This is a genomic window from Vibrio sp. 2CM40D (assembly GCF_023161825.1).
Classification (GTDB): Bacteria; Pseudomonadota; Gammaproteobacteria; order Enterobacterales; family Vibrionaceae; genus Vibrio; species Vibrio alginolyticus.
Genome location: NZ_JALNTL010000004.1, coordinates 263,229 through 277,215 on the forward strand (window position 1 = coordinate 263,229; position 13,987 = coordinate 277,215).

General features: G+C 45.1%; 10 protein-coding genes. 8 read left to right on the forward strand and 2 right to left on the reverse strand.

Annotation, left to right across the window (positions count from 1 at the left end; all coding sequences use genetic code 11):
- Positions 1-22: 22 nt before the first annotated feature.
- Positions 23-1,774, reverse strand: a complete 1,752-nt coding sequence (locus MTF70_RS10815) for a DEAD/DEAH box helicase (protein ID WP_054729964.1) — start codon at positions 1,772-1,774, stop codon at positions 23-25.
- A gap of 121 nt (positions 1,775-1,895) precedes the next feature.
- On the opposite strand from MTF70_RS10815, the gene rsuA reads away from it, so the two are divergent.
- The 3 genes from rsuA (at position 1,896) to MTF70_RS10830 (ending at position 4,898) form a co-directional block, all read left to right on the forward strand.
- Positions 1,896-2,597: a 16S rRNA pseudouridine(516) synthase RsuA gene (gene rsuA / locus MTF70_RS10820; RefSeq protein ID WP_005388670.1), complete on the forward strand. Its 702-nt coding sequence runs from the start codon at positions 1,896-1,898 to the stop codon at positions 2,595-2,597.
- A gap of 436 nt (positions 2,598-3,033) precedes the next feature.
- Positions 3,034-4,236, forward strand: a complete 1,203-nt coding sequence (locus tag MTF70_RS10825; RefSeq protein WP_017820848.1) for a Bcr/CflA family multidrug efflux MFS transporter — start codon at positions 3,034-3,036, stop codon at positions 4,234-4,236.
- A complete protein-coding gene (locus MTF70_RS10830; protein ID WP_005378053.1) occupies positions 4,236-4,898 on the forward strand; it encodes a DUF2913 family protein in 663 nt (220 codons plus the stop codon). Before MTF70_RS10825 ends, MTF70_RS10830 begins: the two co-directional genes overlap by 1 nt.
- A gap of 30 nt (positions 4,899-4,928) precedes the next feature.
- On the opposite strand, the gene MTF70_RS10835 is transcribed toward MTF70_RS10830, so the two are convergent.
- Positions 4,929-6,380 carry a DUF2867 domain-containing protein gene (locus tag MTF70_RS10835; RefSeq protein WP_132936580.1) on the reverse strand — a complete coding sequence of 484 codons (1,452 nt, stop codon included), beginning with the start codon at positions 6,378-6,380 and terminating at the stop codon, positions 4,929-4,931.
- 94 nt (positions 6,381-6,474) lie between these two features.
- Between MTF70_RS10835 and MTF70_RS10840 the strand changes: the two genes are divergently transcribed.
- The 5 genes from MTF70_RS10840 to nhaA all read left to right on the forward strand — a co-directional run bounded on the left by MTF70_RS10840 (position 6,475) and on the right by nhaA (position 13,750).
- Positions 6,475-7,851, forward strand: a complete 1,377-nt coding sequence (locus MTF70_RS10840) for an MATE family efflux transporter (RefSeq protein WP_132936581.1) — start codon at positions 6,475-6,477, stop codon at positions 7,849-7,851.
- 187 nt (positions 7,852-8,038) lie between these two features.
- The gene (locus tag MTF70_RS10845; protein WP_005378040.1) at positions 8,039-8,710 is read left to right on the forward strand and encodes an ABC transporter ATP-binding protein; all 672 of its coding nucleotides are present in this window, start codon (positions 8,039-8,041) and stop codon (positions 8,708-8,710) included.
- Positions 8,691-11,144, forward strand: coding sequence for an ABC transporter permease (locus MTF70_RS10850; RefSeq protein WP_213896038.1), 2,454 nt, complete (start codon positions 8,691-8,693; stop codon positions 11,142-11,144). Before MTF70_RS10845 ends, MTF70_RS10850 begins: the two co-directional genes overlap by 20 nt.
- Complete coding sequence (locus tag MTF70_RS10855) at positions 11,144-12,268, forward strand: lipocalin-like domain-containing protein (protein WP_205460906.1); 1,125 nt, start codon at positions 11,144-11,146, stop codon at positions 12,266-12,268. Before MTF70_RS10850 ends, MTF70_RS10855 begins: the two co-directional genes overlap by 1 nt.
- Before the next feature lie 330 nt (positions 12,269-12,598).
- Complete coding sequence (nhaA, locus tag MTF70_RS10860) at positions 12,599-13,750, forward strand: Na+/H+ antiporter NhaA (protein WP_248393972.1); 1,152 nt, start codon at positions 12,599-12,601, stop codon at positions 13,748-13,750.
- Positions 13,751-13,987: the final 237 nt, after the last annotated feature.

Genomic DNA, 13,987 nt, shown 5'->3' on the forward strand with positions numbered 1-13,987 from the left:
GTTTTGCCATGTGTTGTGGATGTTATTTCAACTCATCTTCAAAAATTTTATCTCGCAGCTTCCAAAAGCGACCAGATTTTCTAGCAATAACAAACTGAGGCAAACGGAAACGATGTTGATTAGCGACAACGCGTGTCGGTGAAGCCTCTTCAAAAGGACGATGCTTGTCTGCTAAGTGGGGGCGTACGAACTGATCTTTAAACGTTTGTTTTTGTTTTTTGGTACTCAATGTCCAAAACTCATGAACTAACGCATTGCCTTCGCCTTGGTATGGTTCACCAGAATACGTCACCTTTAGCTGAGATTTACCATCACTGGACTTAAATACAGATAGGTCCATTTCTGTGCATTCAAAGATTAATGCATCTTTGAGATTAAGGGCTTCTTTTAGCTTTTTATCTGGGTCTACGAGCGTCGCATCACACTCATGACAAATTCGTGCAGCGATATCGTTGTCCGCACCACATTCACCGCAGTATTTGGCACGAAAACGGTAGCCACAGTGTTCACGTTCGCCTGTGTCTTCATCTTCAAAGTAACCTTGGCAACGTCTGCCAAAATGTTCAACCAAGAAACCGTTACTATCCAACTTACCCCAGAAGTTGTTATTGAATCCGCAAGCCGGGCAAGGAATCGTGATAATTTCACTGTCAGAGTCTGGTTTAGGATCACCGACTTCAGGTTGGTATAAATCGTAGCTGTTGCCTGCGTAATCAAGCACTAAACATTCTGATTTTCCGTCTGATAAGCGTAATCCTCGTCCTACTATCTGTTGGTACAGACTGACTGACTCTGTTGGTCGCAAAATCGCGATTAAATCGACATGCGGCGCATCAAACCCGGTTGTCAGTACCGAAACATTGACTAAGTATTTTATTTGACGATTCTTGAACGCTTGGATGATCGCATCGCGCTCCGGCGTAGGTGTATCACCAATGACGATTTCAGTTTCGCCTTCTGGCAATAAACTGTGTATCTCCTGTGCGTGTCGAACAGTTGCAGCGAAGATCATGACACCTTGACGCTCTTTCGCATATTGCATGATTTGCTCAACAATTTGTGGAGTCGCACGTTTGGCTTTATCGATCACCATGTCCATTTCTGCTTCTTTGTAGCGTCCGGTGTTAGCGGGCTTCAGCTGAGAGAAGTCGTAAGACAAAACGGGGGCATCCATCATGCGGGCTGGAGTGAGGAAGTTTTCGTCGAGCAAGTAACGGATCGGCAGTTCGAAAATACAATCGCGGAAGAATCGAGGCTCTTCGGTTCGCACTTGACCTCGGGTGTGATACTGATAAATCCAGCCCATTCCTAAACGATAGGGCGTTGCAGTTAGTCCCAGCACCTTAATGCCAGGGTTCAGTTCTCGTAAGTGAGTAATAACTTTTTGGTAGCTGCTGTTTTTGTCATCTGGCACACGATGGCACTCATCAATAACGAGCAGAGAAAACTGGTTTTTGAACGAATCTAAGTTACGTACGACCGATTGAACCGAAGCAAACACGACTTGCTGGTCAGTTTCTTTTCGTCCCAATCCTGCTGAGAAGATAGAACCTTTTAAACCATAACCTTCATACTTCGCGTGGTTTTGCTCGACCAGTTCTTTTACGTGGGCGAGGACTAACACTCGTCCTTTCGCAAGGCGAGCAAGTTCTGCGATCACCAAGCTTTTTCCTGCACCGGTTGGCAGCACGATCACTGCTGGTGTCGAGTGTTTACGAAAGTAATGAATAACGGCTTTAACCGAGTCGGCTTGATAAGGACGAAGTGTGTACATGAAAATATGTGAAATTGCTCAACTATTCGAACGAGGAACGCTATAATACCTGACTTTTATACCCAAGTGACCTTTAAACCAAGATTTAGAGATCACTTGGGTATAATTCAATGAGGTATTCATGCGTTTAGATAAATATTTGTGTGACGCTCTGGGTGCAACACGCAAACAGGCAACAAAGATCATCAAAAGTGGAGACATCACCGTTGACGGTGAGGTTCAAAAAAGTGGTGCATTTAAAGTACCTAAAGGTGCGGAAGTGATGTGGGAAGACCGTGTTATTGGTGCTCCTGGTCCTCGTTACATTATGTTGTATAAGCCTGCTGACTTTGTTTGTTCACATGAAGATGGCTACAACCAAACTGCATTCGCATTGCTTGATGAGCCTAAAATTGAAAACCTTCACTTTGCGGGCCGATTAGATGTCGACACAACTGGTTTAGTGTTGATTACGGATGATGGTAAGTGGTCTCACCGTATTACCTCACCTAAGCATAAGTGTGAGAAAACGTACCGTGTTTGGCTCGTCGATGCTATTCAGCCAGATTACGCGGAAAAGCTCGAACAAGGCATCATTTTGCGCAATGAATCAGAAGCAACATTGCCCGCTCGTTTGGAAATCGTGAACGAGGCCGAGAATGAAGTATTGTTAACTATCGTGGAAGGTAAGTATCACCAAGTGAAACGTATGTTCGCGGCGTTAGGAAATAAAGTTGAGTACTTACATCGTGAGCGTATTGGTTCTATCGAACTTGATGAGGCACTAGAACCAGGTGATTATCGCTACCTCACGCAAGAAGAAATTGATTCTATTTGGAATTAATTGTCAGCATGGGAAATTCTTTAGTTCCTAATAGGAACTAGTCTTTTGGTAGGAATTGGCTCAAAATAAATTTTCCTACCAAAATTAGTGCCTAGACAATTCCGGTGTGCTTACTCATCTCAGTGATATGCCTTTGCATTTAGCTGATGCATGCATACTCTTATTGCAAAGCCTTCGGCTACGGTGAATGGAATGATGGTGTCAACGCCATCATTTTTACTGCATTGTGTTTGTTTCCCATAAACACATTTCGCTTTCACATGCTTTTCTATGTCGAGTTCGTCAAGGTCACACCTTGGTACATATTTGCCCTTATGATTCTCGAACGTTGGATAGAACAGGTTTTTGGCTTCTACATTCAGCGATATGAGAACTTCCGTTATTTTCACTTTGTTCTGCAAGTATTGACGGTAGGGCTCCAACAAGAGGTAAAAGAATGACAGAAAAAGCTCAAAGTGCTCCGCAATCCCAAATCAGTTTTCTATTGTTTCTGGTACTAGGAGCGATTGGTGCTTTGACGCCTTTGGCGATCGATATGTATTTGCCTGCGATGCCGACAATTGCGAAAGATTTGGGGGTCGCGCCTGGCGCGGTTCAGATTACGTTGACGGCTTATACCGCGGGTTTTGCGATCGGCCAGTTAATTCACGGGCCGCTTGCCGATAGCTTTGGTCGCAGACCTGTGTTGATTTTAGGCGTACTTTTCTTCGGCTTGGCTGCTGTTGTGAGTGCGACAACAAATGGCATTGATGCGCTGACCTATGTACGTACGGCACAAGGTTTTGCTGGCGCGGCAGCGGCGGTCATTATCCAAGCTGTCGTGCGTGACATGTTTGACCGTGAAGACTTTGCACGCGCAATGTCCTTCGTTACTCTGGTCATTACTATTGCGCCGTTGGTGGCACCGATGATCGGTGGTCATCTCGCGATTTGGTTTGGTTGGCGTTCCATTTTTTGGGTATTAGCTATTTTCGCTGTAGTTGTGATTTTTCTCGTACTTTGGAAAATCCCTGAAACGTTACAGCCTGAAAATCGTCAGCCTCTTCGTTTCCGCACGACGCTGAGAAACTACGCCAGATTATGCTCCAATCCTGAAGCGATCGGTTTGATGCTCTCAGGTGCGTTTTCATTTTCCGGAATGTTTGCATTTTTGACGGCGGGTTCGTTTGTTTATATTGATTTATATGGTGTTCGACCAGACCACTTTGGTTACCTATTTGGTTTGAACATTGTGGCGATGATCATCATGACCAGTATTAATGGTCGCTTGGTGAAGAAAGTTGGTTCCCATGCCATGCTTCGTTTTGGGTTGTTCGTGCAACTTTTGGCGGGGATTGGTTTATTCGTAAGTTGGTTAATGGACTTCGGATTATGGGGCATTGTGCCTTTTGTTGTGCTGTTTATCGGTACATTGTCGACGATAGGTAGTAACGCGATGGCGCTGCTTTTAAGTGGTTACCCATCAATGGCGGGTACGGCGTCGTCTCTAGCGGGGACATTAAGATTCGGTATCGGTTCATTGGTTGGTGCGCTGGTGGCATCACTGCCCGGGAATGTTGCTTGGCCGATGATCATCGTGATGTTTGCTTGTTCTGTGCTTTCAGCACTGTTTTATTGGACTTTAGGAAGAAAGGCGTAATGTCGAATTACACCAAAGAAATTCAAAACTTGGTTAACTCAGCACTTGAAGAGTTAGATCAAGAGCATCGCTCAGGTAAGTTAGCCAATGCCCCTGTTGCGAATAACCATTATTTAGTGCGTTGGGTAACAAAGGCGCTAAAATCACAACGTTTCGGACGTACGGTAGGCGATGACTTAACGCGTTGGCAAAAAGCAGGTCGCTCAAAGGGGAACGATGCTGGTTTGTTGTTTATCTTTAAACGTATTTCTGCTTTTTATGCGCAATTCTTCCCTGAAGGTGAAGACTCCAAAGTGTTCAAAGATTCAGATATTGAGTCTTTTCTTGATTTGATGGAGCAAGCAGGCTGGGAAGTCTCGACGTCTGAGCAACTGATTGGGTGCGGCAAAGTACAAATCTTCACTGAAGGTCAAAACTCTTTAGCGTTATGTGCAGACCAATGCGAAAGCTGTTTTGATGGCGAGTTGCTCGTCAAGCCAATGAGTTGGTTTGTGCGTGGCAATCATGCTGAGTTTGTTGAGAAAGCAGCGCAAGCGGGCTTTATGGTTCATAAGGTAACAGACTACAAATCGATGGTGAAATACCATGGCGAGTACCTTATTTTTCCAGCAAACGAAGGCAACCAGTTAGCCGAAATTCCACTCTCGTTCAAAGCTGACTAAAGTGACATTTTGAGTGTTTAGAAGCCCCTGTTATTGGGGCTTTTTGTTTTCTAAACGGTTTGCTTCTTTCGCGATGGCTTTGACCATGCCTTTAAATATGAAGAGATGGGCTGGCATCATTGCAAACCAATAAAGCAGCCCAAGAAACCCTTGCGGGTGCCACCAGGCGGTAATATCCAGCTCTCGTTCGTCACCGAGATCTTTGATGGTAATTTCTAAACGCCCAAGGCCTGGGCCTTTCATACCAAAAAACAGTGAAAGAAACTGATTATTATCGCAGCGAATCACTTTCCAAGAGTCAATAAAATCACCGACTTTGAGATCTGGTCCAGGAGGAGAAACGCGAATCGGTTTTCCGCCACCAAAAAAGATATCGAGCCATTCACGTGTACGCCACAAGATGTTGGCAAAGTAATAACCTTTTTCGCGACTCCCGATCTTTTGCGCCACTTTCCATAATGCCGCAGCGGAGGCTTGAGTTTTAATGCTCGCTCCAGCTTGTTTTGGGTAATAGCCATATCCTGGTTGCCATCGACGAAGCGCTGCGGGTTCAAACCCCCAGACATTACTGCGTACAAATGTGCCTTCATCTTGAATGGTATCAGTTACCGCTTGCTCGTAGCTGATCAGCGTTTGAGGAAATCTTTCTTCAATCGCTTTGGAGTCTGCAATGTAGTCGTGCTCTAAGCCCGCAAGTAATGCTTTACCGATACTAGTTGGCACTGAGGTAACTAAACCTAGCCAGTACGATGCCATTTTCGGAGTAAGTAGCGGGGTCGACCACAACCGATACGGCTTGTTCGTGATTCGGCAAATGACTTTGAACTGTTCGCGGTAGCTAAGTGTATCTGGCCCACCAACTTCATAAATGTGACTTTCTTCTGGAGAGGGGGCTTCTGCTAACTTCAATAAATAGTGGTTGAGATTGGGCAAGGCAATAGGGTTCGCTTTTGAGTCGACCCATTTAGGCGCGATCAAAATAGGTAAGTTGTAGACAAAGTCACGCATGATTTCGAAAGCGGCAGAGCCGGGGCCGATGATAACGCCAGCACGCAATTCAGTTACTGGAACACCAGACTGTCGAATTATTTTTCCCGTGGCTTTACGAGCGGCTAAATGGCGAGAGTTTCCGGTTTGAGGTTGAATGGCACTCAAATAGATAACATGCTCGACGGAGCTTTGTTCCAACGCATATTTGAAGTTCAAAGCAAGGTTTAGTTCGTACTCAACAAAGTCATCACCTTGAGCCATCCCGTGCACGAGAAAAAATACTAAATCAAAATCGCTCACTACAGCCTTCGTGGTCTCTGCGTCAGCCAAGTCGAGATACCTTAACGTTAAATTAGGGTGAGGCTGAGTTCTTGACTCTAAATAATCAATATGTCGCGCCGCTGCTGTGACGGCGTAACCTTTATCTAAAAGTAACGGAAGAAGTTGAGAGCCAATGTAACCCGAGGCGCCTAGTACCAACACCTTTTTCATTATCTGTCCTTTTATCGTTGGTGGAATAAACACCACAGAGTATAATCATGAGACACTTTCCCCATTCTATCAATAAGTTGTCGTTGGAGCGCTTGTGACTTTTCTTTCTCAACTCTCAATACACGCAGATAAAGCATTCTTACGTCGTTTATTTGCAATCGCGTTACCAATTACACTGCAAAGCATGATGTTTTCTAGCCGAAGCCTCGTCGATGTTCTTATGCTTGGTCAACTTGGTGAAGCTGAAATTGCCGCTGTTGGAGTTGCTGCGCGCGCGACTTTCGTCACCACCATTATGTTAGTTGGGGTGACAACGGGCGGTGCGTTGTTAACCGCTCAATATTGGGGGGCTGGCGATAAAGTTGGGGTGCGTCGCAGTACCGCTTTAACATGGATGATCGCAATTATGTTTGCTGCGATTGCTATTGCTTTGTTTGTTGTTTTTCCACAGCCCATCATGAGTTTGACTACCGATTCACAAGAAGTGATTGAATTAGGGGCCAGCTATCTCATTATTTCGTCGGTTAGCATGTTTGCTGTTGCATGTGTGGCCAGTATGTCGGTGGGCCTAAGGGCGATGCACCAACCAGGCTTAAGCACTTTTTTTAGTGGTATAGGCATTTTATCTAATGTGTTTCTTAACTGGGTTTTAATTTTTGGTCAATTAGGCTTTCCTGCTCTGGGTATTACGGGAGCAGCGATCGCAACGGTAATCAGTGGCGCGATCGAAGTAGGTTGCCTGTTTGGTTATCTATGGTTGAAAAAACACATAATCGCATTTGGTTGGGATGATATACGCGCAGGATTGGTCTTAGATAAAATTACGCGCTTCTTGAGCCTCTCTTTGCCAACCACATTTAACTTCTTGGCGTGGGCTGGTGGGCTGTTTGCTTATCACGCCATCATGGGGCAAGCAGGCGTACAAGGTTTGGCGGCACTTTCCGTAATGACACCTGTTGAGTCGATCGCATTGGCGATGATGATTGGCTTATCGAATGCGGCTGCAGTTCTAGTCGGGAACCAGCTCGGCGCTCGTAATTTTGAACCCGTTTATTATCAAGCATGGGCTACGGTCATTTTGAATGTGCTTATCGCATTTGTGGTCGCCGTCTTGTTGGTAGTGTCAAATCAATGGATCCTTAATGCGTTTAGTGCACTGACAACAGACACTCGCGAGCTAGCTGAACAGTTTATGGTGATTCTTGCGTTGGGTGTCGTGCTACGCTCGGTGCCGATGATGGCGATTGTTGGTGTATTACGTGCGGGCGGTGATGTTAAGTTTTGTTTGTATCAAGACATCTTGGCGCAGTGGGTGATCGGGATTCCACTCGCAGCATTTGCAGCGATTTATCTCAATTGGGACCCACAATGGGTTTACTTACTCTTTTTGACGGAAGAAGTTGTGAAGTGGGCGATTTGCTTGCCAAGAATGGTTAGCCGAAAATGGATGAAAAACCTGATTGGCCAGTAAGGAGGAACAGAGTTTATTTTGGCTGCAAAAATCTGCTCAAAACGTCAACAAAATTAGCAACAGAAAGTGAATCGAGTTGCATTTGTACTTCCATAGTGTGATCAAGCATTCAAAATACTTTCTACTAACAGGATTTTAGTGTAGATTCTGATCCCAATTTTTAAACACCATCCGAGCGGCATAATCAATGTTAAAACTGTCAGACCTATGTAAAGGCTATGTAGACGGGGGAGAGTTTCACCCTGTATTACAAGGGGCAGAATTAACATTGCAGCAAGGTGACCAAGTCGCTCTGATGGGAGAAAGTGGTTCGGGTAAAAGTACTCTGCTGAATTTAATCGCCGGATTAGATACTGCTGATTCTGGTGAAGTGCAGTTTCCAAATTTTGCTATGCATGAAGCACCGGAGCATTTAAGAACCCTTTATCGCCGCAACAATATTGGTAATATCTTCCAACAATTCAACCTGCTTCCTACACTTAATATTGCCGACAATATTCGTTTTTGTCGTCAGTTAAAAGGTCTGCCGGAAGATAAAGAGTTGTGGCGTCAAATTCTTTCTGCTTTGGACTTAATGCCATTGCTAGGACGTTATCCGGAAGAGGCGTCTGGTGGTCAGCAACAACGTGCGGCGATTGCTCGCGCCCTTTATATGGAACCCAAAATCCTGCTTGCTGATGAGCCAACTGGTAGCCTAGACGAGCGAAACGCAGAAGCAGTAATGCGCTTATTAACGAGTCTCGCTCGCCAATTGGAGTGTACTTTGCTGTTAGTGACGCACAGTGAAAAAGTGGCCGCCCATATGGAAGGAAAGATTCGACTTCAAGGAGGGCAGCTACATGTTATGGCCCGTAGTTAAGGCACTACTCGGTCATTACCGTCGTTACCCTCTACAAATTATTCTTGTCTGGCTGGGATTAACTTTAGGCGTGTCCCTCCTTGTTGGTGTTACTTCTATCAACCAGCATGCAAAACAAAGTTATGCAACTGGGGAAAAACTTTTCTCCAATCCTTTGCCATACCGAATCCGAACGAAGCACTCTGCCAATAAAATTCCTCAAGGTTTCTATATTCAGTTACGTCGAGCTGGGTTCAACCAATGTGCACCGTTTGACGTGCTTCATCTAGATGCCAAGACCGATATGAGCCTGATGTTGGTGGGGATAGATCCTGTCGCGATGATCCCACTACAACAAGGAAAATCGCTAGGTGAGATGCCTGTTTTATCACTAATGAAGCCTCCTTATCCTATTCTTGTTAGTCAAGATTTGGCCGCTTACATGAGTTGGAAGGATGGGGATTTCATTGAGATGAATGATGGAAGCCGTCTTGGGCCTATTCAAGTAGATAAGGACAAGATGCTTTCGGGTACTCGGCTGGTTACTGATATATCGTTGTTGCGTATGCTCAAGCGGAGCTCAGGTTTGTCTGCGATTTCTTGTGGTGAAATGCCAGAGGAAAAGCTAATAGCACTGAAAAACATGCTGCCAAACGGAATGACGCTCGTTAGGAATACGCGTACAGAGCTTGAGTCGCTAACTAACGCATTCCATATGAATCTCACCGCGATGGGAATGCTGTCGTTTTTGGTCGGGTTGTTTATTTTTTATCAAGCGATGTCTCTGTCTTTCATCCAGCGACAACGTTTGGTAGGTATTTTGAGACAGACTGGTGTTAACGGAACACAGTTAGCGCAAGCTTTATTACTAGAGTTGTCTTTGCTCGTCTTTATTGCGTGGGCGTGTGGTAACTTTTTTGGCTTGATCTTAGCAAATGAACTTATCCCAGCAGTGTCTTCGAGCCTGAGTGATTTGTATGATGCCAACGTAGGCTTAACCATAGGATGGTCATGGCAATCTAGCTTATACAGTCTAATCATGGCAGCGATGGGTGCGTTGATATCGTGTCTGTGGCCATTAATCCGTTTGTTGAAGTCACAACCAATCCGCCTTTCTTCTCGACTGTCGCTAATGCGATTTGCTGGAAGAGAGTTCTCTTGGCAGGCGCTTGCGGCATGTGCGTTTTGTGTCGCTGCAATAGCGGTATATCAGGCGCCGAAAACACAAGAAACCGGCTTTGCTATTATTGCGCTGATGTTGGTTAGTGTGGCGTTGTTTATGCCATTTATTATGTGGCATATGTTCCAAAGTTTTTCTTATACCATGCGATGGGTTCGTGTCCGTTGGTTTTTTGCTGATGCAGCAGCCAGCATGAGCTACCGCGGTGTGGCTACGATGGCGTTTATGTTAGCGCTGGCGGCAAACATTGGTGTAGAAACAATGGTCGGAAGCTTTCGAGATACAACCGATAAGTGGCTAAATCAGCGATTAGCGGCTGATGTGTACATCTATCCGACCAACAATTCAGCCGCTAGGATGAGCGCATGGCTCCAGAATCAGCCAGAGGTGAACTCGGTTTGGTGGCGCTGGGAAAAAGATATGCCGACCGAGCATGGTGCTCTGCAAGTTGTGAGTACGGGCTCTTCTGAAGGTGAGTTAGACTCACTTACCGTCAAGTTAGGTGTCCCAAATTACTGGTATCAACTGCACGCTACCAAGAGCTTAATGGTCAGTGAGTCGATGGCCTTGAAGCTGGATATCCGCCCTGGCGATTTCATTAACTTGCAAGAACCGCTTGGTGGTGATTGGCAAGTCGTAGGCGTTTACTACGATTATGGAAACCCATATAACCAGGTGATGATGTCGCACCGGAATTGGCTGTATGCATTTGCAGGTACGGGTAATGTTGGTCTTGGCGTAGTATTAAAAGATAACGTCAATGGAGAAGGGCTGAAAAATCGCTTAGAGAATGTATTCCGTCTCCCGCAAGATCGTGTGTTTGATAACGGTAATATTTATAGCCAAGCAATGAGAGTGTTTGATCATACCTTTGCGATAGCAGGAACCTTGGGCAATATCACGCTGATTATTGCCGTGTTTGGTTTATTCTTTGCGACGTTGGCTGGAGAACTTTCACGGCAGCGGCATTTTTCCTTATTAAGGTGCATGGGTGTGTCCGGAAAAGAACTTGTCGTATTAGGTGGTTTGCAGCTATTCGTCTTCGGAGCCATTTCTGCGATTATTGCAGTGCCGCTCGGCTTGGCGCTCGCACATTTGATCGTTGATATTATCATTAAGCAATCATTTGGCTGGTCTCTAGAGCTTCAAACGATTCCATGGGAGTATGCTCAAACCATTGCTTGGGCGATGCTTGCCATCATGGTTGCTGGCGCATTGCCAGTTATTAGAATGATCAAAAGTACACCGATGAAGTCATTAAGGGACGCGTTGTAATGAAAAAAATGGGCTCTAAAAAACGCTTGTTGGTTTCAACGCTCATTGTTGTTACGTTCGCTTTTCTGACTGGGGCTGCTTTTTACTCAACTTTTTGGTTAGAGGCGACAGCAACACGAGAAGGCGAACTTGATTCTATCTTAACGCGTGAAAATCAAACGATTTTCGAGCCTGTACTACCTAATGAGCATGTCTCTTTACCCTCAGACTTTCGCTTTCATCCCGAGTATCAGCATGAATGGTGGCACTACTTTGCGAAACTAAAAGATGAGCAAGGCAAGATCTACAATGTTCAATGGAGCTATTTCAGGGTTGCGACGGACGAGCGAGAAACCAGCGGTTGGCAGAACCCTCAATTGTACATTTCACATGTTGTCGTCAGTCATGGCTCGCATGTATGGAAAGAGCAACGGGTAGCTAGAGGTGGGATAGGCCAAGCTGGTATGATCAATCGTCCTTTCAGGTTATGGATTGATAATTGGACTTGGCGATCACTCGGTGCGACGCCTTTCCCGGGCAACTTGAATGTGAATACTGATACGTTTGGACTTGAGCTCAATACCATGACAAGCGGCCCCTTTGTGGTGAATGGAGACAAAGGCTTCCAAGTTAAACATGCGTTGCAATCTGTTGCTTCTTTCAGCTTCAGTGCTCCATTTTTAAAAGTAAAAGGCAGCTTAAGCTTAAATGGTAAGCGATTCTCAGTGACGGGTTCTGCTTGGGCGCAAAAAGAGTGGGGCAGCGGCTTAATTGGTGAGGGGCAACAAGGCTGGGATTGGTTTGTTTTCAATTTAGATGATGGTCGAGCATTAACTGTTAGCCGTTATCGTCACCATGGGCAAACACCGCACGTGTTTGGCACGTTGTCGACACGCTCAGGTAAAGTCATCAACCTCTCAGACGATGATATCAGTATTGAGCCAATGCAAGTGACCAGTTTATCCAATGGAAGAAGGTTACCTTTGCAGTGGATTATCAATATTCCGAAGCATCAAATTAACTTGACTACCCGCATTATCAAGTCAGATATGTGGCTATCCTTTGTAATACCTTACTGGGAAGGGCCTACTTTAGCTTCCGGCTCCAATGAAGCTTGGGGCTTTATGCAGCTGACAGGCTATTGAGTTGTGAAGAAAACCACCCCCTGCGGGTGGTTTTTTAGTGCGCGAAGCTTCCTGGCTTTTTCTCAAAAGTACGGGGTTATCATGATGGTACAAGCCGTGTTATGCTGATTTTCTCATCATCTTGATAAATATTTGGTGCGACAAGTACAAATACGATCTCCGATCAAAATTGAGTGTCATGTTGGAAAATACGATGTATAGTAAACTTAACATCGAAAAAACCGAAGTTTATACTCTGAAGAAGCGATTATTCTAAAGTTTTCGACAGCTATACACTCTTATCACTCTTTGTTAATCGTTTATTAAGATAATAAATATAAGGACGAAACCATGAACGATGTCATTCGTGACTTTTTCAAAATGGAATCAGCAGGTGGTATTCTTCTTGTAATTGCAGCGGCAATTGCGATGACCATTGCTAACTCACCGCTGGGCGAAACTTATCAATCTGTACTGCATACTTATGTATTCGGTATGTCAGTTTCTCACTGGATTAATGATGGCCTAATGGCTGTTTTTTTCTTACTTATTGGCCTTGAAGTGAAGCGAGAGCTACTTGAAGGAGCGCTAAAATCAAAAGAAACCGCAATTTTCCCTGCGATTGCAGCGGTTGGTGGTATGTTAGCCCCTGCTCTTATTTACGTTGCGTTTAATGCTAACGAGCCAGAGGCGGTTTCTGGCTGGGCCATTCCAGCTGCGACGGATATTGCATTTGCTCTAGGTATCATGGCGCTACTAGGTAAGCGCGTACCAGTAAGCCTTAAAGTGTTTTTGTTAGCTCTCGCTATCATCGACGATTTAGGCGTGGTTGTTATTATTGCACTGTTTTACACAGGTGATCTTTCTAGCATGGCGCTGCTTGTTGGCTTCATCATGACTGGTGTCCTGTTCATGTTGAATGCGAAGGAAGTAACGAAACTGACGCCATACATGATAGTCGGCGCGATCTTATGGTTTGCGGTACTTAAATCTGGTGTTCACGCAACACTTGCAGGCGTAGTGATCGGCTTTGCTATTCCTCTTAAGGGTAAACAGGGCGAACATTCCCCACTTAAGCACATGGAGCATGCACTTCATCCATACGTGGCATTTGGTATCTTACCTCTATTCGCATTTGCAAATGCGGGGATTTCGCTAGAAGGCGTATCGATGTCAGGCCTAACTTCAATGCTGCCATTAGGTATTGCTTTGGGGCTACTGGTTGGTAAGCCTCTAGGTATCTTCACCTTTAGTTGGGCTGCTGTGAAAATGGGTGTAGCTAAGCTACCGGAAGGCATTAACTTCAAGCATATCTTTGCGGTATCTGTGTTGTGTGGTATCGGTTTTACAATGTCTATATTCATTTCCTCTTTAGCGTTTGGAAATGTAAGCCCTGAGTTTGATACCTATGCTCGACTAGGTATCTTAATGGGCTCGACGACAGCCGCGTTACTTGGCTACGCGTTACTGCACTTTTCTTTGCCTAAGAAAGCGCAAGCGTAAGATACACACTGTTTAGTAAAGCCTCCCATTCGGGAGGCTTTTTTATGTCTGCAGATCGGCACATCAACCACTTCAGGCTGGTTACTTTTGTGACCAACTAAGGTCTAGCTTATGGAGTTGGGGCAAATCATCGAAAGAGGCGCTTGGTAAATCTACAGGCGAAAAAAAGCCCAGCCGAAAATTTGACTGGGCGGATACAAACATAGGAGTTAATAAGAAAAAAGCAGCAACGTAACA

Bases quoted from the DNA above. Each gene is read 5' to 3' on its own strand.
- MTF70_RS10815 (WP_054729964.1), bottom strand. From the start codon at position 1,774: ATGTACACACTTCGTCCTTATCAAGCCGACTCGGTTAAAGCCGTTATT.
- rsuA (WP_005388670.1), top strand. From the start codon at position 1,896: ATGCGTTTAGATAAATATTTGTGTGACGCTCTGGGTGCAACACGCAAA.
- MTF70_RS10825 (WP_017820848.1), top strand. From the start codon at position 3,034: ATGACAGAAAAAGCTCAAAGTGCTCCGCAATCCCAAATCAGTTTTCTA.
- MTF70_RS10830 (WP_005378053.1), top strand. From the start codon at position 4,236: ATGTCGAATTACACCAAAGAAATTCAAAACTTGGTTAACTCAGCACTT.
- MTF70_RS10835 (WP_132936580.1), bottom strand. From the start codon at position 6,380: ATGAAAAAGGTGTTGGTACTAGGCGCCTCGGGTTACATTGGCTCTCAA.
- MTF70_RS10845 (WP_005378040.1), top strand. From the start codon at position 8,039: ATGTTAAAACTGTCAGACCTATGTAAAGGCTATGTAGACGGGGGAGAG.
- MTF70_RS10850 (WP_213896038.1), top strand. From the start codon at position 8,691: ATGTTATGGCCCGTAGTTAAGGCACTACTCGGTCATTACCGTCGTTAC.
- MTF70_RS10855 (WP_205460906.1), top strand. From the start codon at position 11,144: ATGAAAAAAATGGGCTCTAAAAAACGCTTGTTGGTTTCAACGCTCATT.
- nhaA (WP_248393972.1), top strand. From the start codon at position 12,599: ATGAACGATGTCATTCGTGACTTTTTCAAAATGGAATCAGCAGGTGGT.